Origin of the sequence: Lentihominibacter hominis (assembly GCF_014385065.1) — a bacterium.
Lineage (GTDB): Bacteria > Bacillota > Clostridia > Peptostreptococcales > Anaerovoracaceae > Lentihominibacter > Lentihominibacter hominis.
Genome location: NZ_JACRTA010000001.1, coordinates 1,077,425 through 1,098,209, shown reverse-complemented (window position 1 = coordinate 1,098,209; position 20,785 = coordinate 1,077,425). Strand labels below are relative to the sequence as shown.

Here is a 20,785-nt window from a genome sequence, read left to right as displayed (position 1 = left end):
TATTTTTTTCGAATATACTGATATATCTGATATTTATGTTTATATGAGCTGCTCTTCATATATATTATCTACGCCATACCTTCTGACTTTAGCGCTGATCTCCTCTGCATCTGTAGAATAAAGTCCTTTTTCTTTCATCCTCTTAAAATATTCAGCTCCGGCAAAAGTATAACGACTCATCAGTCCATCATCTGTCTTGAGGCTTTCGTTTGCAAACGAAATAAGATCTCCTATAGCTATTCCGATAGGAAGTTCAAGCATCTTCATTCCCTTGAGATATCTTACCGCATTATGGCCTGCCAGGCTTCCGGTAGAAATAGCTTCGGTATGACCTACAAAAAGACCTGATTTTTCTCCCCCGCAGAACAGATTCTCTATTCCGGCAGCTTTCATAGTGTTTTCTCTTTCTGCAACAGAAAGATATCTGATAGAATTACCCTTGCCTCCGGCATAAGGATCTACATATCTGGCATCTTCAAACCCCGGAACCTGTCTCAGTGTCTCCAGATCAAAAAACGGTGTCATTATCTTAGCATATCCCGTATCCAGCAATACTATATTCTCGGCATATTCATTGAGAGCATATTGTTTGCATACCTTCATATCAAGTTTTTCACGTTTTATAGCTTTTTCCGGAAGAGGAACTACTGCTACACCGGTTTCATTGAGCTGGTGCTGCAGTTCTTCTGACAAAGAACGCTTTTCCAGTTTGCCGCTGCCACTGAAAGCTCCAAAAGATCCGTCTTTTCTTTTGCCCATTATATCGCTTCCGCCGGCTTTAGCGCTAATACTTACTCTCGGACCGAAAGCAGGACACCTGAGGATACACATACAACATCCGTTTCCATATGTAAGGCAATTTCCCATAGGACCTGTGGATCCTGTTGTTTCTACAAAAACATCCCCCTCAATTTCCTCTCCGCCAGCCAATACAATTTTTTCAATGACAGACTCACCGTCTCTGCCGCCCCTCTGCTTATTTTTCTTTCTTGTCACTACATCTACCGCTCGCGCCATAAGCCTTACATCTATACCTTTTTCACGAAGAAGTCTTCTCACACACGGTTCCACTTTGGTAACATCATAAAGACTTGCGTGCTTATGCCCGGGAAAATCTATATTAATATGGCGCGAACATTTGTCTGTGATGGCAAATAAATCCCCTGCCCCCATTGCTATATTTTCCTCGGCAGCAGTAAACCTGCCATTGTTGCGCATGATTCCGCCTACATTTCCCAGACCTAAAAGAAGATCTGTTTTTTCCAGAAGCGTCACATCCGCTCCTGCTTTTTTTGCGGTGAGCGCCGCTGCACATCCGGACCAGCCACCGCCTATTACTACAACTCTATACAAAAAAATCCCTCCCAACTATGTTCATATTAAGATATGAATCATACAGCAAATTGGTTCATGACCCTTGAAAGGGCCTTATTTTTTATCGTATAATCAAATAAATTATCAGCTTTAAAGGAGGCTATATATGAATTTAAACTCTCTGACCATTGGACAGATGGCAAAACTGAATCATATTTCACCTCAGACTCTGCGACTTTATGACAGAGAAGGACTGCTGACTCCTGCCGTCACAGATCCCGATACAGGCTATCGCTATTATCATATAATCCAGTCAGCGCGGCTTGATATGATACAATATATGAAAGATTACGGCATGACGCTCAAACAAATCCGCCATACCCTGGACAACGGAAGCTCCAACGATATAAAATCTTTTTTAAAACGGCAGCAACTCTCTATAGACATTCAAATAGATGAACTTTCAAGGCGCAGTCGTTCTATTTCCAGAATGCTGGAAAATTACAGAAAATATGAGTCTCTGCCAAAGGACGGCCGAATGTTTATGGAATACATACAGGAAAGGTATATCTATCGTTATTCCACTGAAAAAAATTTCTTTGATCAGGATCATACAGGATACGAATATATGCTTAGAGAATTAAAGATGCACTTGGCCAGCGAAGACCTCTCCATGGGTTACTTCTGCAACGTGGGAACCATAATGAGGCAAGAAACGATGCTTAAAGGTGATTTTTCTGCTAATGAAGTTTTCCTGTTTGTCGATCCTCAAGACCATGCATTAAATCCTGAAACCATACCTGCCGCAATGTATTACTGTATTTGTTCAGATGATTTTTACGCAGAAAAAGATAATGCAGCCAAACTGATAGCCCAAATACATAGAAGCGGACTTCAAATATGCGGAGATTATCTGTGTGAAGTTCTTGTGGAGTTTCCCATTTTTGAAAACAACTGCAGAAATATGTTTTATAAACTTGAGATACCTGTCAGTTCAAAATAATCTTACAAAAGATACACTGTACATAAATTTTTACGATTCATTAATATTAATCACAATAAATTTTAGAATTTTCAAAATACTGTTGACTTTATACTAACTATAAGGATTATGCTTATAGTATAAAATTTATAAATCAGTCCATACTTCAATAAAATGGGAGGTATCATTATGAATCGTAAAGTAAAAATAGCACAATACGGGTGCGGTAAAATGAGTAAATATTTGATAAGTTATGTTTTGGAAAAAGGAGCTGAGTTGGTTGCAGCCTTTGATGTAAATCCGGATATAGTTGGAAAGGATATCAGTATCATCACCGGCGGTAATCCTGTCGGATTAAAAATCTCCCCTGCATCTGATGCGGATACCATTCTAAAAAATACAAAGCCTGACGCATGTATCATTGCCACACGCAGCACTATGGAAGAGCTGAAAGAGGCCTTCTCAGTATGTGCAAAAAATGGAATCAATGCTATCTCGACTTGTGAAGAATCTCTTTATCCATGGAATTCATCACCTGACATAACAAAGGCTTTAGATATGCTTTCAAAGAAAAACAACTGTACACTATGTGGAAGCGGATATCCTGATCTTTACTGGGGAACCATGATAACTAATATCGCCGCATCTCTTGCAAAAATAACTAAAATTAAAGGAAGCAGCAGTTATAACGTAGAAGATTACGGAATAGCCCTTGCCCAAGGGCACGGAGCAGGGCTAAGCATAGAGGAATTCGAAAAGCAAATAGGCACCTGCAACAACCTATCCTCAGAAGAAATAGGCGCTCTTGTCAAAAAAGGGGAATATATTCCATCATATATGTGGAACCAAAACGGATGGCTTTGCAGTAAGCTGGGGCTCACTATCATATCTCAGACACAAAAATGCATACCCCACACCTATCACAAGGATCTGAGATCAGATACTCTCGGTATGACTGTAAAAGCCGGAAATGCTACTGGTATGTCAGCTATTGTTACCACAAAGACAGCTGAAGGAATAGTCCTTGAAACAGAATGCATAGGAAAAGTATATGCACCTGAAGAATTTGATAAAAATCAGTGGACTCTTTACGGAGAACCCGATACAACAATCATAGTAAACAAACCGTCTACTGTCGAACTGACATGCGCTACAATACTAAACAGACTGCCGCAGCTCATCGATGCTCCCGCAGGCTATATCAGTACTGACAAACTTCCATACAGTAGTTATATGGTAAAACCCATGAACGAATATATCACAAGTTTGTAAAATTCTCTGACAAACAGAAAATACGCCGGAAAACAATTTCTTTTCGGCGTATTTTCTGTTATTTAATAATGTGGTATAGGAATTATCTTCTTAAAGCAAGGTTCCCATATGTTTGAGAGTCTTTACCAGCTGAGAAGTGTAGCTCATCTCGTTATCGTACCATGACACAATTCTAACCTCATAAATATGTGTACCGCATTTTTCTGCAAGAGTCTGTGTAGCATCGAAAAGCGAACCATATGACATACCGATTATATCACTGGAAACAAGCTCTTCTTCGGTATAACCAAAAGAATCATTTGAAGCGGCCTTCATAGCTTCATTTATTCCCTCAACAGATACACTGTCTGTTTCGTCTTTCAAAGTAGCATCAAGGATTGTAAGTGATCCTGAAGGAACAGGCACTCTCTGAGCCGACCCAATAAGCTTACCGTCAAGCTCAGGGATAACAAGGCCTATAGCTTTAGCCGCTCCTGTACTGTTAGGCACGATATTTACAGCTCCGGCCCTCGCACGTCTGAAATCACCCTTCTTATGAGGTCCGTCAAGAATCATCTGATCTCCGGTATAAGCATGTATCGTAGTCATAAAACCTGTCCTGAGTTCTCTGTATTGATTGAGAGCCTTTGCCATAGGAGCCAGACAGTTTGTAGTACAGCTTGCTCCCGAAACAACATCATCATCTTTAGTGAGGATATCATGGTTTACACCATAGACAACAGTCGGTAGATCATTTCCGGCAGGCGCTGATATCAAAACTTTTTTAGCTCCCGCTTCAATATGCGCTCTTGCCTTATCCTTTGAAGCAAAAAAACCTGTACATTCAAGAACTACATCTACATCCAATTTCCCCCATGGAAGCTGACCGGGGTCCGGCGAAGAAAATACAGGTATTTCTTTTCCGTCTACTATGATACTGTTTTCTGTATTTTCAACATTATGACCACTGTAGGCTCCCTGAACACTGTCATATTTAAGCAAATATGACAACATCTCCGGTTTTGTCAAATCATTTATAGCAGCCACCTCAAATTCACTGTCTGTAAATATCCTTCTGAAAGCCAGTCTCCCGATCCTTCCGAATCCATTAATTGCAACCTTAGTACTCATAATGATATCCTCCTTATCTTTTTACACTGTTCAAATACTGTTCTGTTTCCTCAGCAGTATGTAAAGCCATGGCTTTTTCAGATACTTCTACTGCTTCATTAAAACTCCACATAGAAATATTTTTTCTGGTTTCCAGCACCTTTCCGCTGTCTACGCTGAATTCATCAAGCCCAAAAGCGATGAGACACGGAGTCAGTATCGTATCTGCCGCAGCTTCTCCGCACATACCCACAGGGATACCCGCTTTATGAGCTGATTCACATATAAATTTTATCATCCTCAGCACGGCAGGCTGATATGCCTTATAAAGATATGAAACCTTGGCATTGCCTCTGTCTGCAGACATCATATATCCTGTAAGATCATTGGTCCCTATACTGAAAAAATCTGCTTCGCCGGCAAGTATATCTGCCGTAACCGCTGCAGCCGGTGTTTCTATCATAATACCCAAGCAGACATTCGAATTAAATTCTTTTCCCTCTGCTTTCAACTCCTCGCAGCATTTATTTATCATATCTCTTACATCCCTTATTTCACACAGATTCGTTACCATAGGTAACATTATCCTTATGTTCCCCTGTGTATTAGCCCGAAGCAAGGCTCTTATCTGTGTCTTGAATAATGATTGGTTTTCAAGGCAATATCTTACTGCTCTAAATCCCATGAAAGGATTATCTTCCTTGCCCATATGCATATATGGAATATTTTTATCCCCGCCTACATCCAGCGTCCTTATTATAACAGGCGCAGGAGCAAATATATCTGCCGCTTTTCTATAAGCTTCAAGCTGCTCCTCTTCACCGGGTGCAGAATCTCTATCCATGTAAAGAAACTCCGTTCTGAAAAGACCTATTCCCTCAGCATCATCAGATCTGGCTTTCTCGGCATCTGCAGCATTTCCTATATTAGCAAAGACATCTTTTTTTTCCCCGCATAATGTCATACTCGGTTTACCTGAAAATTCTCTGAGCAATTCCTTATGCTTTTTGAAATCCTCTGCCTTTTTCATATATTCAGCTTCATCTGCATCCGTAGGATCCTTTATTACATCACCTGTCGTTCCATCAACAATCAGCTCATCTCCGTCATTTATTTTCAAAAGAGCTTCAGGAACACTGAGTACCGCCGGGATTCCCAGCGCTCTGGAAAGTATTGCAGAGTGAGAAGTATACCCTCCCGACTCAGCTATAATACCCGTGACTTTCTCAGGGTCTATATAAACCGCCATAGATGGAGTCAATTCATCTACTATTATCACCGAGCCTTTCGGAATATTAGATAAATCGGCAGACTCTGATTTTGTAAGTTTATCTCTGAGACTTTTATTCACATCACGTATATCCGCTGCCCTCTGCATAGTAAGTTCATCACCTGTTGCTTCAAAGATATCGGCAAAAAATCCCATTGTTTTATCTACAGCTTCTTCTGCACAACATCCATTTTCGATTTCCTCATTTATCTTTGATATCACAGAAGGATCCTTTACTATCTCCATATGGCTCTTCAGTATTCCCGATTCCTTTTCCATTCCTCGTTTTTTAAGTTTATTTACCGACTCTTGAGTATCCTCCAGAAACGATTGAAGCGACGTATTAAACCTGCGTGATTCCTGATCTTTATCCTCTGCCTTTTTATAAATGCATTGTTTATTTTCCGATTTATCCTCGGATTTTATACAAACAGCGATACCTTTCGCTATTCCTTCCGACACCGGGATTCCTTTCAGCATGACTTGATCCTCCGTAAATCTTATCTATTCTTCGCCAAATCCGGATTCAATCATATCTGCTGCCGCTTTAAGCGCAGCATCTTCATCCGGTCCGGTACACTGAAGTTCTATCTCATCTCCGAATTTTATACAGGAGGCAACTATGTTCATAAGACTTTTTCCGTTAATCTCATTTCCTTTAGCGATAATTTTAACGTCTGCATTATATTTATTCATATTATTTACAAATTCGGTTACAGGGCGCATATGAAATCCTTGTGAATTAACCACCTTCATTTTTTTTGATACCATTTTATTTTCCTCCGCTCAATATCTAATTTGAAACTTTTCTGGCAATATTTTTCTTTAATATAGCCAAAAGCGCCATTCCTACAACAGCTCCTACCACAAGTGCAATCACATAAAACAGTACATTTCCTACTACAGGGAATACAAATATTCCTCCATGAGGAGCTCTCAAAGTACATCCGAATGCCATAGAAAGTCCGCCTGCTACGGCAGAACCCACTACGCATGAAGGGATAACCCTAATAGGATCTGACGCCGCATATGGTATAGCTCCTTCCGTTATAAAGCATAGTCCCATAATATAGTTTATAGGAGCTGATTTCAGTTCTGTATCAGTCCATTTGTTTTTAAAGAATGTAGCACAGAGAGCGATTGCTATCGGCGGAACCATACCTCCGATCATTACAGCCGCCATGATATCAAAGCCTCCTGTAGTTATTGCTGCTGTACCGAAAACATATGCCGCTTTATTAAACGGTCCTCCCATATCTATCGCCATCATTCCGGCTACTACGCATCCGAGTATTATCTTACTGGTTTCTCCCATAGAATTAAGCAGATCTGTGATCCACATATTCAATGCTCCGACAGCCGGATTTATAGCACACATAAACAGTCCGATTATTATTGTTCCCAACAGAGGCAAGATCAATACAGGCAGCATACTTTCCAGTGATTTAGGAAGGAATGAGAAGATCTTTTTAAGAAGAAGTACGATATATCCACCTGCGAACCCTGCTATCAAAGCTCCCAAGAATCCCGAAATAGCTGAGCTGTCACCCGATACTTGTGCAAATGTACTTCCTACTGTGGCTATAAAACCTCCCACAAAGCCTACAGCAAGACCGGGTCTGTCAGCAATACTTCTTGCTATATATCCTGCCAGTACCGGAAGCATAAAGCTGAATGCATATCCTCCTATCGTCTTAAAGAAAGCGGCGGCTGCAGTATAAGTTCCGAAGGAAGAATCTTTCGGCGCTCCTGCAATAGTATCAATCAGAAATGCTAAAGCAATCATTATTCCTCCGCCAATAACGAATGGAAGCATATATGAAACACCGTTCATCAAATGCTTATAGATCTGACGTCCCGCAGATTCACTTGAAACATTGATCTCTGTTGTTTTCCCTCCTTCATACGTGTATACAGGAGCTTTGCCTTTTATTACTTCCTGTATCAGTTCCTCCGGTTCATTTATACCTTTAGATACAGTAGTTTTCAAAACAGGCTTCCCATCAAAACGTACCATTTCAACGTTTTTATCAGCAGCTATTATAACTCCGTCTGCTTCCTGTATTTCCTGAGGAGTCAATACATTTTTAGCTCCGCCTGAACCATTAGTCTCCACCTTTATCTGTACACCCATTTCGGCAGCCTTCTGTTCCAGCGCTTCTGCTGCCATATATGTGTGTGCTATTCCTGTAGGACACGCCGTTACTGCTACTACTTTGTGCTGATATTTTTTTTCGCTCTTTTTAACCGCCGAAGACTCAGGCTTTCCGTATTTATCTTCTTCGGCTTTATCTATTATATTTAAAAATTCATCCTTACTTCCGGCTTCCAGCAGATTCTTTCTGAGATCAAGATCCATCAAAAGTGTCATAAGACGTGAGAGGACTTCAAGGTGAAGATCGCCATCTTCAGGAGCCGCTATCATGAAAAGAAGATTTGAAGGCTTTCCGTCAGGGGCTCCGTAATCTATCCCGTCTTTTACAGTCATCACAGCAAGACCGGGTTTTAATACCGCGCTGCTTTTAGCATGAGGTATAGCTATACCTTCGCCTACTGCCGTAGTACTCTCTGCCTCTCTTGCCAGAATATCTTCTCTGTATTTCTTTTTATCAGAAAGATTCCCGGCCTTGTCATGCATCTCAACCAATGCTTCAATTGCGGTGTTTTTGTCTGAAACATCAGCATTGAGAATCATAGCACTCTTGTTTAATAAATTTGTAATACGCATGTTTAATTCTCCTTTCCTTTAGTTCAGATCACTAAAGTGATCATTTAGGCTGCACATCTTCGGTGCCCCTCAACTCTTTTAAACAACCGTATATCTTATGATTTTCAGCAAGACCCGGCGAAAGTGCCGTTGCGGATCCTGCCGCACTTCCCAGATCAAGAGCATATTTATAGTCACCTGTCTGCATATATCCTACAAGAAATCCCGCCACCATGGAATCGCCTGATCCAACTGTGTTGAGAACCTTCCCTGTGCATACTCCTGCTCTGTATATATTACCGTCTTCTGCCAGAAGGACTGCTCCATCTTTGCCTAATGAAACTATTACATTACGCGCTCCGGACTCCTGAAGCTTTAATGCCCCTTCCTCAGCGCTGATGTCTTTTCCGAAAATATCTTTGAGCTCGTCTATATTAGGTTTTATAAGGAAGGGTCTGTATTTCAGTGAATTTATGAGAAGATCGCCGTTTGTATCCACTATTATTCTCATTTTTTTATCTTTGGTAAGCTTCAATATTCTATCATAAGTATCCTGAGGAAGTACCTTAGGTATATTGCCGGATATAATGAGAATATCGTCATCTTTAAGTTTCTTCAGCTTTTCTGCCAATTTGTCAAAATCCGCTGCTGTAGGCACAGTTCCCTGTCCGTTTATCTCCGTTTCCTCATCTGCTTTGATTTTTACATTTATTCTGGTTATCCCCTGTGTCAAATGAATAAAGTCAGTATCTATCCCTTTATCCCGAAGTCCCGATTCAAGAGCCTGCCCGGTAAATCCGCGGACAAATCCAAGAGCCACACTCCCCACTCCAAGTTCTTTAAGTACCTGAGATACATTTATCCCTTTCCCTCCCAGAAAATATTCTTCATGGGTCGAACGGTTAGTCATTCCCTCTTTCAGCAAATCAAGATGTACTACATAATCTATAGCGGGACTGATGGTTATCGTGTATATCATCTCACTTAACCTCCTTTATCACAGCATATTCTCTGTATAAATCATTATTTAATGTATCAGTAATAATACATGATCCCTTTAATTTTGCAAATGTCACCGCAAATATCTGATCAAATTTCGAAGAATCTGCCAATATATACGATGTATGAGACCGCTTCACAACCTCCTCTTTTATCATAGCCTCATCCAGATCAGGCGTCGTGAATCCTTTGGAAACATCTATACCGTTGACACCCATAAAACATTTTGTAAAATTATAGCTTTGTATTGACTTCACAGCTCTTGCACCTATTACGGAAAGTGTCTTTCCCTTTACTCTCCCGCATACTACACTTACATCCATTCCTTTCTGAGCAAGCTTCTGAGCATGAATTATGCCATTGGTCATGTAAGTCGCTGTATGATTTTCTATATGCTCTACCATCTTTTCCGTAGTCGTGCCGGCATCTATGAATACTGAATCATTGTCATCTATGAGGCCGGCCGCATATCTGGCTATCAGTTCTTTCTCATCAACATGAACTGAAGACTTCGTGATAATGTCTTCTTCCAGTGTATTCACATCTTTTTCTATCCGCATTGCTCCGCCGAAAACTTTTCTTAATCTGCCCATATCATCAAGCTCATTTATGTCTCGTCGAATTGTAGATTCGCTGACATTGAGCATTTCGGCAAGCCTGATATTTTTTACGGCTCCTTTTTCGGATAACTCTGCCAATATCTTATTGAATCTTTCTTCCTGCAGCATATCTTTTCTCCTTTGTGTTTTAATAATAACACAATCTCGTTCAAAGTCAATCATTTTCATTCAAAATATTTCATTTTCATTCAAATTTCTCCACACTTTATCAGAATCCCAACTAATTATCATTCTTACATCGCATGCTTTTCTCATACAAAACAAAAAAATGCGAAACTGCAATCTTAGCTTTTACACAAATATCGACTCTCATACTCTCCAAATACTATAAGTTATATAAAAAAACATCCGGTCTCTTTTAAAACCGGATGTTTTATATTTTCTTAATTTATTTAAGCAGTTCTTTTCTTGAAAGATTTATCCTGTTCTGATTATCTATCTCAGTAACTTTTACCGTCACCATATCACCGACATTCATGACATCTTCCACTTTTTCCACTCTTTCTTTTGCCATTTTCGAAATATGCAGCAAGCCTTCTTTTCCCGGAAGAATCTCTATAAATGCTCCAAAAGGCATCACTCGTGTCACCTTTCCCTCATAAATCTCACCGGGTTCAGGTTCTTTAAGCAACATCTCGATTTCCTTAACTCCTGCCTGAGCAGATTCCATATCAGGAGCAGCAATATATACAAGCCCTGTATCATCGATATCAATCTTTACTCCGGTGTCAGCGATTATCTTATTAATAGTCTTTCCTCCAGGTCCAATAACAGTTCTAATCTGGTCGGTATCGATCTGCATAGATATAATCCTCGGAGCATAAGGAGAAAGCTCTTTCCTCGGTTCTGATATCTCATCCAGCATTTCTTTCATTATATGCATTCTGCCTTCATAAGCCTGCTTCAAAGCATTCTGCAGAACTTCCTTCGAAAGACCGTGTACTTTAATGTCCATCTGAATAGCTGTCACACCTTTAGCTGTACCAGCCACTTTAAAGTCCATATCCCCAAGAAAATCCTCCATACCCTGTATATCTGAAAGGATTGCCATCTTACTGCTTCCGTCTTCTTCCACCCGTTCTATAAGTCCCATGGCTATTCCGGCAACAGGAGCTTTAATAGGAACACCTGCATCCATAAGAGCCAGACAGCTTCCGCATACAGATGCCTGCGATGTAGAACCATTAGAGGAAAGAACCTCAGATACTACCCTGATAGCATAAGGAAAATCCTCCTCATCAGGTAATACCGGCAAAAGCGCTCTTTCTGCCAATGCGCCATGTCCAATCTCTCTTCTTCCCGGACTTCTCATAGGTCTTGCTTCTCCCACAGAGTAAGGTGGGAAGTTGTAGTGATGCATATATCTTTTCTCAGTCTGCTCCGTTATTCCATCAATAGTTTGCGCTTCGCCCAGAGGTCCCAGAGTCGCAATAGACATTACTTGAGTCTGTCCTCTTTTAAACAAGCCTGAACCGTGTGTCCTCGGAAGAAGACCGGTTTCACACCATATCGGCCTGATCTCCGTACCTTTCCTGTTATCCGGTCTGATTCCGTCATCAAGGATCAGACTTCTCACCTGCTCCTTGGTTATAGCATAAAGCACATTGCCGATATCCTTACTGTTGTCAGGATATATCTCTTCAAAATGTTCTTTTGTCTCAGCTTCCACAGCATCCATATTATCCAGTCTCTCCATTTTGTCATAAGTCTGGATAGCGGCTCTCATCTTATCTTCTGCATATTCTCTGACCGCTGCTTCTATATCTTCAGGCACTTTATAAAGCTCCAGCTCCATTTTAGGCTTGCCGACTTCCTTCACGATCTCATCTATGAATTCTACTATCTTCTTTATTTCTTCATGGGCAAACATTATAGCATCCAGAATAGTTTCCTCAGACACCTCTTCAGCGCCCGCCTCTACCATCATAATAGCTTCTTTAGTACCGGAAACCACCAAATGCAGACTGCTTTCCTCTCTCTGCGCCAATGACGGATTCACCACAAACTGTCCATCAATCATTCCTATAAGAACAGATCCCGTAGGTCCGTCCCACGGAATATCAGATATCGCAAGCGCCACTGATGATCCTATCATAGCGGCAATTTCAGACGGCGCATCATGATCGACACACATAACAGTCGCCACCACCTGCACATCATTGAAAAAACCCTTAGGAAACAACGGTCTCAAAGGTCTGTCCATCAGCCTTGAATTAAGTATAGCCTTTTCACTCGGCCGGCCTTCTCTTTTAATAAATCCACCGGGAATCTTTCCGGCTGCATACATCTTTTCCTCATAGTCGCAAGAAAGCGGGAAAAAATCAATATCAGGCCTCGGTTCTTTAGACGCTACGGCCGTAACATTAACCACAGTATCGCCATATCTCACCATAACCTGTCCATTAGCCATTTCGCATACTTTTCCTATCTCAAGTTCGAGAAGCTTGCCGCCGATGGCTGTCTTAAAAGTCCTGTAATCTGTAAATTTCATAATAAACAACTACCTCCTGTTTATTCTTTCTTCTAACAACATCTATGCAATATTTCCTGCATGATAAAAAACAGGCGGGATCAATATGAGCCCGCCTAAATTTTTAAGTTTAATTTACTTTCTCAAACCTAAGCGAGTGATAAGATCTCTGTATCTTTCAAGATCCTTCTCTCTCAGGTAATTAAGAAGGTTTCTTCTCTGTCCTACCATCTTCAAAAGACCTCTTCTTGAATGATGGTCTTTCTTGTGTATTTGAAGATGCTCGTTCAGATCGTTTATTCTGTATGTCAGTACTGCTATCTGAACTTCCGGAGAACCTGTGTCTCCTTCTTTTCTCTGATATTCCTTAATAATTTCCGCTTTTTTTTCAGTTGTTATCATATTCTGTTCCTCCTTATTCTTATTCGCCTGCCGCCGAGTCGCCGTCGGAGTTTCGCCCGACTAAGCCGCAGGTAAATTTGCTAACAATTCATCTTACCATATTAATATAATCATTGCAAGCTATATAATTTTTTATTCTCTGTTGTTGGCTTGCTCTACAGCTTCCTGTATTTCTTTGATCTTGGCGCTTATTCCATACGCCTCGATCTTTTTCCTATTGGCTTTATCCACATGGGTAAGACAAGCTGCCCCACCTATGCAGCCTCCGTCACACACCATTCCTTCTATGAAATTATTGGGCAGTACCCCTCTGCTTGCTCTGGTCAGTGCAGATTTGCACTGATCAATACCGTCACACACTATCGGATTAACTTTAACTTCATCACCTATTCTCTCTTTAACGGCTTCCGCAACCGCGTCTGCAACGCCTCCTGATCTTGCAAAATTTCTTCCGAAAGGCGACGCCGTATTAAGATCCGTCTCAGGCAGTTCCTCTACTTCAATGTCTTTACTGTCTATCAGAGCCTGAAGTTCTTCAAAAGTCAAAACATAATCGATATATTCAGCCACCTTTGGATCCTTTATTTCCCCTTTTTTAGCGGTACACGGCCCTATGAACACAACTTTGCAGTCAGGGTCATATTTTTTTATGAGTTTTCCGGCTTCAGCCATAGGAGACAGACTGGTAGATATATACTTCTCCATCTCCGGGAAATTGTTCTTTATATACTGGACAAAAGCAGGACAGCACGACGATGTCATCAGCTCTCTTTCCTGAAGCTCTTCCGCTTCATTATAAGCCACGATATCAGCTCCCAGTGCAGCTTCCTCAACTCCGTAAAAGCCAACTTCCTTGATCGCCGTTATTACCTGTCCCGGTTTGGCATATGTAAACTGGCTGGCAATAGCCGGAGCTACTACCGCATATACTTTAAATTTTTCATTGTTTTCACTGGCCATTATCGTCTTGATAACATCGGTTATACTGGACACATCAAGAGTAGCTCCGAAAGGACACTGATATACACATGCGCCACAGGCAATACACTTCTCGCTGTCTATAGTGGCGACACCATCTTTTGCCATATATATGGCATCTACTTTGCAGGCTTTTTCACAAGGCCGCTTAAAATTGGTTATGGCACTGTAAGGACACACTTCTGCGCACTTTCCGCATTCCACACACTTATCCTTATCTATATGAGCCATCTGCTCATCATCGAATGTTATCGCCCCCAGTTTACACGCATCAGAACATCTGTGAGCTACACATCCTCTGCACAGATCTGTTACAACATGACCGGCCACAGGACATTCATCACATGAAATATCTATCACCTGAATAATGTTAGGGTTATTTTTATTACCGCCAAGGGCAATCCTGATTCTCTCTGCCACTATGGCTCTGTCCTTGTAAATACAGCAGCTCATCGGAGGCGCATCCTTCTTGACAATCTCATCGGCTATCTCATTAAACACCATGAAGGCATCATTGCCCCTCCATGTCTGCCATGCCAGCTCCATTAATACCGTATACTTTAATTCTTGTACTTTGGTGTCAAAAATTCTCATAAATACCTCTCTGTTAAATTTATAACTTTCTATTTATATAATAAGATACAAATGAAGAATTGTAAACACCCATATTTACTATTCCTGTATTCCCGGTATCTTAGGAAGAGCCTCTATAGCAGGTTTAAGTTCCTCATCACTAGGGATATAATCATTCATATTCCCTTCATTATACGCAGCATACGCTGTCATATCAAAGTATCCTGTTCCTGTAAGACCGAATAGAATAGTCTTTGCTTCTCCCGTCTGTCTGCATTTCAAAGCCTCATCTATAGCCGCTCTGATGGCGTGAGCCGATTCCGGGGCAGGAAGAATCGTCTCAAGCTTGGCAAATTGAACTGCTGCTTCAAAGACCTTAGTTTGTTCATACGCTACAGCTTCCATATATCCATCATGATACAGCTTGGACAGTATCGGGGACATCCCGTGATATCTAAGGCCGCCTGCATGATTGGCCGACGGCTTGAATGTGCAGCCCAGCGTATACATCTTAGCCATAGGAGTAATCTTTCCTGTATCACAGAAATCATATCGATAAACACCCCTTGTAAGAGATGGGCACGAAGCCGGCTCTACAGCAATAAACCGCGGATCTGACTTACCGGTCAGCTTATCTTGCATAAACGGAGCTATAAGGCCTCCGAGATTCGAACCGCCTCCCGCACATCCTATAACTATATCAGGATATTCATCGCAAAGTTCCATAGCCGTTTTCGATTCAAGGCCTATGACAGACTGGTGAAGCACCACCTGATTGAGGACCGAGCCAAGTACATATTTATACCCATCGCTTGTAACAGCCCTTTCCACCGCTTCTGATATGGCACAGCCCAAGCTTCCGCTGTTATCCGGATCTTCCGCCAAGATCCTTCGTCCAGCCTCCGTTCTCTCTGAAGGTGATGCGAAAACTTTTGCTCCAAAAGTCTTCATGATATCTTTTCTGAAAGGTTTCTGCTGGAATGATACCTTAACCATATAAACCTCCAGATCCAGTCCAAAATATGAGCAAGCTTCCGAGAGAGCTGTCCCCCACTGGCCGGCTCCCGTCTCTGTAGTTACTCCTTTAAGACCTTCTTTTCCTGCATAATATGCCTGAGCCACAGCAGAATTCAGTTTATGACTTCCGGATGTATTATTTCCTTCAAATTTATAGTATATTTTTGCCGGTGTATCCAAAGCTTTCTCAAGATTATAGGCTCTGCATAAAGGTGATGGTCTGTAAATCTTGTAAATATCCAAAACTTCCTCAGGAATATCAAAATATCTGGTTTCATCATCCATCTCCTGCTTTGCCAGATCCTCGCAGAACACAGGATAAAGATCTTCGAGAGCCGCAGGCCTGCCTGTAGCAGGGTTAATCAGAGGAGCGGCCTGTTCCTTCATATCTGCCCTTAGGTTATACCATTGCTTGGGAATTTGATCTTCTGTAAGATATATTCTGTGCGGTATTTTAGTTTTCATTTAAAACTCCTTTCACTTACTGACATTGTTAATAATATTTTTTCAGGAAATAGAAAAACTCAATATCTCCCAATTATAAAAAGCGCTCTTGCCCCAGCTACGGGACAAAAGCGCTGCTTTTGTTATGCCACCCAAGGATAACGATTCTACCCTTATCTTTTCACGTACAGCTATCATACGCACTCCCTTTATAACAGGCGGAGATCCCGTCAGTTTCTACTCGGCTATACAGCTTTTCGTCTGCCCTCATAAGTCCATTCGATCCGGTTATCCTTATCGCTCTCCCACCGCACGCGACTCTCTTTGAATTCAAAACCTGACCTACTATTCTTAATCATCGGTTTAAAGTTTTTATATTATTATGGTGTAATTATATTCATCCTGAATATATTTGTCAAGAATTTATTCTCTCGCTGCTTCTACAGCATACGCTGCTGCGCGCTCCTTATGTTCTTCTTCAGTCAGAGGCGGGAACAACTCGTCAAACGACTTTTCCTTATCATTGGCTTTGACAACATCTCTGGCCTTTCCTCTTTTTACATTTATGTATCTTATTATCATAGGTACTATTGTACATCCTGCCGCAATGCCGAATACAAGCTGATCCTCGAGTACCAGCATTACCAGCACCACAATCTGTACTATAGCGGCCACAAGAGGAAGCCATGCGACTTTATCATTTACTTTAGCTTTAAGACATGTCTTAGGATCATATCCTCTCTGCTTAAGCCTTCTTCTCATCACTACCTGCGACAGACATATTCCTATCCAGCACATTGTTCCTGTGAATCCTGCAAGCGACAACAGGCTGGCATATAATGTTTCAAGAGCTCCTGTAAGCTGTGAAACCAGACCTAATATCATGATTACCCACATACATGTCATGGTAAGCCAAACACAGTTTCTTGGATTTCCTGTTTTCGTGACCTTAGTCAGGAACTTAGGAGCAAGCCCTTCCGTAGCCAGTCCATACATACCTCTTACCGATCCGTAAAAGCCTGAATTTGAACAGGAGAATGCAGCTACAAATACTGCTGCTGACATTATGAATCCCATAATCGGCAAGCCATAGCTGTTACAGATGTCTGCAAAAATAGGCACATCATCGTGCGCATTACCCCATGGATAAACCAGCAGTATCAGAATTATAGGCACCAGATAAAGTCCCAGTACTCTCCAAATAACACTCTTGCAGGCTTTCGGCACGGAATGTTCGGGATCCTGTGCCTCTGCCGCAGCCAGACCTATGAGTTCTGTACCTTCACATGTTACAAGTATCAGCGTCATCTGTGTAAATACGATCAACGATCCCTTAGGGAACAGTTCATCCATCAGTGAAGCGGCTCCCCCGAAGTTTACTGACGTTCCTATAAATGCATTCTCATTGCCCCACAGACCAAGCCAGATTCCTATAGCTACGACAATAAATAATATGATTACACTTACCTTTGTTATTCCCAGTATGCCTTCTACCCTTGAAAACAGACTTACTGCTGCAATATTGATGATAGTAACGACTGCCAGGGCACCTACTGCTACCGAAACATAAAGCACCGGACTGTCCGAACCGGTCATATACTTAACAGTAGACGCCAGCGCTATACACTCTGACGGTACAAATGCAACCCAGTTACACCAAAACGCCCAGCCCATTCCTATGGACCACTGAGGTCCCAGAAACTCTTTAGTATACGAGATAAATGAGCCTGTCCTCGGTACATTCACCAGCAATTCCGCATAAGCCACCATTACTGCATAAATAACGAATGATACAATAGCAAATCCCAGCAATACTGCAGGACCCATCGTTCTGACGCAGACACCTATGCCTAAAAAATAGCATGAACCGATAACTCCTCCAAGACCGATAAATGTTACCTGCCAGCCTTTAATGCCTCTTTGCAGCTCATTGCCTCCACTGCTGCTCTGTGTCATATAACATCCCTCCTTAAAATAAATTAATGCAAAAAACAAAAAGGATCATACAAAGTTAATTGTATGATCCTAAACAGCCACTAATAAACATTATCCGTTTAAGCGTACAAATCTAAATACATCACTATCTCTTCAGATCGGTTCCTTCCACACCAAGTATATTGTTTCAGGCATTATCCCTTCTGATTGATAGTAAATATTAATTTATTTTTATCATTCTCCACATTGACGGAAATTTCACTCAACATGACTTTATGGCCTGATATCCGTAAAATCATACTGCAGATCTCTTCCGCTTTAACGGAGAAAAATATCTCTCTGACATGCCTTATTATAGCAACATTTCGAAAATTGTCAAGAAGGTTTTTTTCAAAAATTGTCATCACCTCACTGGCTACTATCTCTATGGCACCATTTGACATAAAAACGCTTACATTACGAGGCCCTTTGCCTGTCATGTTCTTTAGCATCGCTGCAAATTCCCGCTTTATCTCATCCTCTATCTTCTTTCTGTTCTCCGGCAGCGCTGCCGTACTTTTCTTCTTTCTTCCGTATATAACTTTAGCTTGTTCTCCCATAGCATCCAAAAGCTCCTGAACATTAACCGGCTTAAGTATATATTTATCTATCCCCACGTCTATAGCACTCAGTATAATATTAACCTCACTGACTGCCGAAATAACTATCGCTGCCGGATCAGCCCCTTGCCGCCTTATCCTTCTGATCATCTCTATACCATCCATCTCAGGCATATAAAAATCCGCTATAATAATATCCGGCAGAAAATCATTATAAAGCTCCAGTCCCCGTTTTCCGTTCTCTCCTACAATCACTTTTCCCACACGTCTCTTAAGAACGTCTGTCAGTTCTTCCCTCGCTTCCTCATCATCTTCAACGTATAAGACCTTCATGTTTTTTAATATTTCATCCGTGTTCATTTTTTTCCTCTTTTCCGGGTCTTGTCGGTATCAAAACATCAAACTTCACTCCACCCGTGATGTTTTCCATAGAAATTTCTCCGTTGAGTCTATCTTCAACTATCTGCTTGGAAATATAAAGACCTAAACCTGTTCCTCCCATTTCTCCTTTCGTAGTAAAATACGGCTCAAAAATATGTTCTCGATTTTCCGGAGCTATTCCCTTTCCCGGATTTATAACGGAAACTTTCAGCATATTTCCTTCTTGCAATATGCGAACTTCAATATTCCGTTCATCAGGATGAGACTCCAGTATGGCATCTCTCGCGTTGTTAAGAAGATTAAATATTACGTGTGTCGTATCATTATAATACCCATATGCTTTTTTCTCTGTTTCACAGCATGTGCGCATTTTTATCTTATGCAGATTTATACTTTCCTCCATCAATGACACAGCGCTTTCTATACAGTCTCTTACATCAAAAAATACTTTTTCTTTAGTGGGTTTGAGAAAATCAGAAAAATCTGTTATTGTTTCAGACATCTTGTCTACTATATTCTCTACTTTGTTTACACTTTTTTCCAGTCTCTTCTCATCAAGATCACCATAACGATAGCTGTCCAGCAAATTTGCAAGGATAAGATTTATAGTATTCAGCGGCTGCTTCCACTGATGCGTTATATTGCCGACCATTTCGCCTATCTTGGCCTGTCTGGACTGATATATGATTATTATTTCTTTTCTTCTGTTTTCTTCCTCCAAAGTATTTGTCTTTTTTATAAACGGCCTGGAAAATGCTATAAGAAAGGCAATAAAAACTATTACCAAGAATATCCCCAAAAGAAACATAGTTCCCCTCAGCGAATCTATAGGCTTATATACAGCTTCCTGGGGCTGTGTCGTTATAAACGTCCAACCGTTTCTCATTTTTGAATAACTCATTATTTTCTCTGTTCCGCGAAAATTATAATTCAATTTCCCGGAAACATTCCGGCCATCCTTGTCAAGCTCACTCTTAAGAAGTGACTTTATATCCTCCTCTTCAGAGAAAGATTCCTCATCATTGTGAATTATGAATTGGTAATTTTCATCAAGCAAGGCAGAATATCCACCTGCATAAGGACTCATTTCTTTTATTACCTTAACGATGTCCTCTGCACTTATATCGGCTCCAGCAACGCCTATGAAGAGCCCGTCCACATAAATAGGACTGGAATATGAAAAAACTTCTTTTTCTATATCTTCATCATAATAAGGAGAGATCCACACTCCGTGATCCTTTCCCTGCGGCTTGAAAAAATACTCCATATTTTTCTCATAGGGCAGGCTGAAATCTCTGCTGTTATTTTGAAAATCAGCGGAGATTTCCTTCACCTTCCCATCTATCACCGAATACCATACTTCATCATTCCTGGATGCAAGCTCCGGGTTAAAGGTAACATAAAGACTGTGAGCGCTTTTTATTGTCGCAAGATCACTCTTTATCATCTCAGCCAAGTCCTTTTTGTAAAAATCAAGATATCCCGAATGATCTTCTTCATAGGCAGACTTGTCAAATGTCGTCATCACATAAGAAGCGAGTGAATCCGTAAGCCCTTCCATATGGTTGAACTCTGCGCTAAAATCATTGGCATATTTTTCCGCTGTAGTGATAATTTTTTTATCTATTTCGGTTTCCAGATATGACGTACTCCTCATAGTAGCTATGGAGCCTACAATGAGAGCTATCGTCATAGAAAACACTGTTATTATGCAAATTGTTTTCATCAAAGAT

Annotated in this window: 17 protein-coding genes; 2 read left to right on the top strand and 15 right to left on the bottom strand. The window is 41.0% G+C overall.

Annotation, left to right across the window (positions count from 1 at the left end; translation table 11 throughout):
- Positions 1–39: 39 nt before the first annotated feature.
- Positions 40–1,353, bottom strand: a complete 1,314-nt coding sequence (locus tag H8692_RS05115) for an FAD-dependent oxidoreductase (protein ID WP_177267643.1) — start codon at positions 1,351–1,353, stop codon at positions 40–42.
- A 127-nt stretch (positions 1,354–1,480) separates the two neighbouring features.
- On the opposite strand from H8692_RS05115, the gene H8692_RS05110 reads away from it, so the two are divergent.
- On the top strand, positions 1,481–2,317 hold the full coding sequence (locus H8692_RS05110; RefSeq protein ID WP_177267642.1) for a MerR family transcriptional regulator: 837 nt from the start codon (positions 1,481–1,483) through the stop codon (positions 2,315–2,317).
- Between the two features lie 168 nt (positions 2,318–2,485).
- Positions 2,486–3,568 (top strand): NAD(P)H-dependent amine dehydrogenase family protein, encoded by a 1,083-nt coding sequence (locus H8692_RS05105; RefSeq protein ID WP_177267641.1) that lies wholly within the window; start codon positions 2,486–2,488, stop codon positions 3,566–3,568.
- A gap of 90 nt (positions 3,569–3,658) precedes the next feature.
- On the opposite strand, the gene gap is transcribed toward H8692_RS05105, so the two are convergent.
- The 14 genes from gap to H8692_RS05040 all read right to left on the bottom strand — a co-directional run bounded on the left by gap (position 3,659) and on the right by H8692_RS05040 (position 20,778).
- Positions 3,659–4,678 (bottom strand): type I glyceraldehyde-3-phosphate dehydrogenase, encoded by a 1,020-nt coding sequence (gene gap / locus H8692_RS05100; protein WP_177267640.1) that lies wholly within the window; start codon positions 4,676–4,678, stop codon positions 3,659–3,661.
- A gap of 13 nt (positions 4,679–4,691) precedes the next feature.
- Positions 4,692–6,407, bottom strand: a complete 1,716-nt coding sequence (gene ptsP / locus H8692_RS05095) for a phosphoenolpyruvate--protein phosphotransferase (RefSeq protein WP_177267639.1) — start codon at positions 6,405–6,407, stop codon at positions 4,692–4,694.
- Between the two features lie 24 nt (positions 6,408–6,431).
- Positions 6,432–6,698 carry an HPr family phosphocarrier protein gene (locus tag H8692_RS05090; protein ID WP_177267638.1) on the bottom strand — a complete coding sequence of 89 codons (267 nt, stop codon included), beginning with the start codon at positions 6,696–6,698 and terminating at the stop codon, positions 6,432–6,434.
- A 22-nt stretch (positions 6,699–6,720) separates the two neighbouring features.
- Positions 6,721–8,655: a PTS fructose transporter subunit IIABC gene (locus tag H8692_RS05085; RefSeq protein WP_187525103.1), complete on the bottom strand. Its 1,935-nt coding sequence runs from the start codon at positions 8,653–8,655 to the stop codon at positions 6,721–6,723.
- A gap of 40 nt (positions 8,656–8,695) precedes the next feature.
- Positions 8,696–9,613, bottom strand: a complete 918-nt coding sequence (gene pfkB, locus H8692_RS05080; protein WP_187525102.1) for a 1-phosphofructokinase — start codon at positions 9,611–9,613, stop codon at positions 8,696–8,698.
- Position 9,614: 1 nt separating this feature from the next.
- Positions 9,615–10,361, bottom strand: coding sequence for a DeoR/GlpR family DNA-binding transcription regulator (locus tag H8692_RS05075; RefSeq protein ID WP_177267635.1), 747 nt, complete (start codon positions 10,359–10,361; stop codon positions 9,615–9,617).
- Positions 10,362–10,641: 280 nt separating this feature from the next.
- The gene (pnp, locus tag H8692_RS05070; RefSeq protein WP_187525101.1) at positions 10,642–12,744 is read right to left on the bottom strand and encodes a polyribonucleotide nucleotidyltransferase; all 2,103 of its coding nucleotides are present in this window, start codon (positions 12,742–12,744) and stop codon (positions 10,642–10,644) included.
- A gap of 114 nt (positions 12,745–12,858) precedes the next feature.
- A complete protein-coding gene (rpsO, locus tag H8692_RS05065) occupies positions 12,859–13,125 on the bottom strand; it encodes a 30S ribosomal protein S15 (RefSeq protein WP_177267633.1) in 267 nt (88 codons plus the stop codon).
- A gap of 132 nt (positions 13,126–13,257) precedes the next feature.
- A complete protein-coding gene (locus tag H8692_RS05060) occupies positions 13,258–14,697 on the bottom strand; it encodes a 4Fe-4S dicluster domain-containing protein (RefSeq protein WP_177267632.1) in 1,440 nt (479 codons plus the stop codon).
- 78 nt (positions 14,698–14,775) lie between these two features.
- Complete coding sequence (locus H8692_RS05055) at positions 14,776–16,158, bottom strand: TrpB-like pyridoxal phosphate-dependent enzyme (protein ID WP_177267631.1); 1,383 nt, start codon at positions 16,156–16,158, stop codon at positions 14,776–14,778.
- Between the two features lie 42 nt (positions 16,159–16,200).
- Positions 16,201–16,335, bottom strand: coding sequence for a hypothetical protein (locus tag H8692_RS10855; protein ID WP_283242291.1), 135 nt, complete (start codon positions 16,333–16,335; stop codon positions 16,201–16,203).
- Positions 16,336–16,560: 225 nt separating this feature from the next.
- Positions 16,561–18,093 carry an amino acid permease gene (locus H8692_RS05050; protein WP_177267630.1) on the bottom strand — a complete coding sequence of 511 codons (1,533 nt, stop codon included), beginning with the start codon at positions 18,091–18,093 and terminating at the stop codon, positions 16,561–16,563.
- A 173-nt stretch (positions 18,094–18,266) separates the two neighbouring features.
- A complete protein-coding gene (locus H8692_RS05045) occupies positions 18,267–19,031 on the bottom strand; it encodes a response regulator (RefSeq protein WP_187525100.1) in 765 nt (254 codons plus the stop codon).
- The gene (locus H8692_RS05040; protein ID WP_177267628.1) at positions 19,018–20,778 is read right to left on the bottom strand and encodes a sensor histidine kinase; all 1,761 of its coding nucleotides are present in this window, start codon (positions 20,776–20,778) and stop codon (positions 19,018–19,020) included. The genes H8692_RS05045 and H8692_RS05040 overlap by 14 nt, the downstream gene beginning before the upstream one ends.
- Between the last annotated feature and the right edge of the window lie 7 nt (positions 20,779–20,785).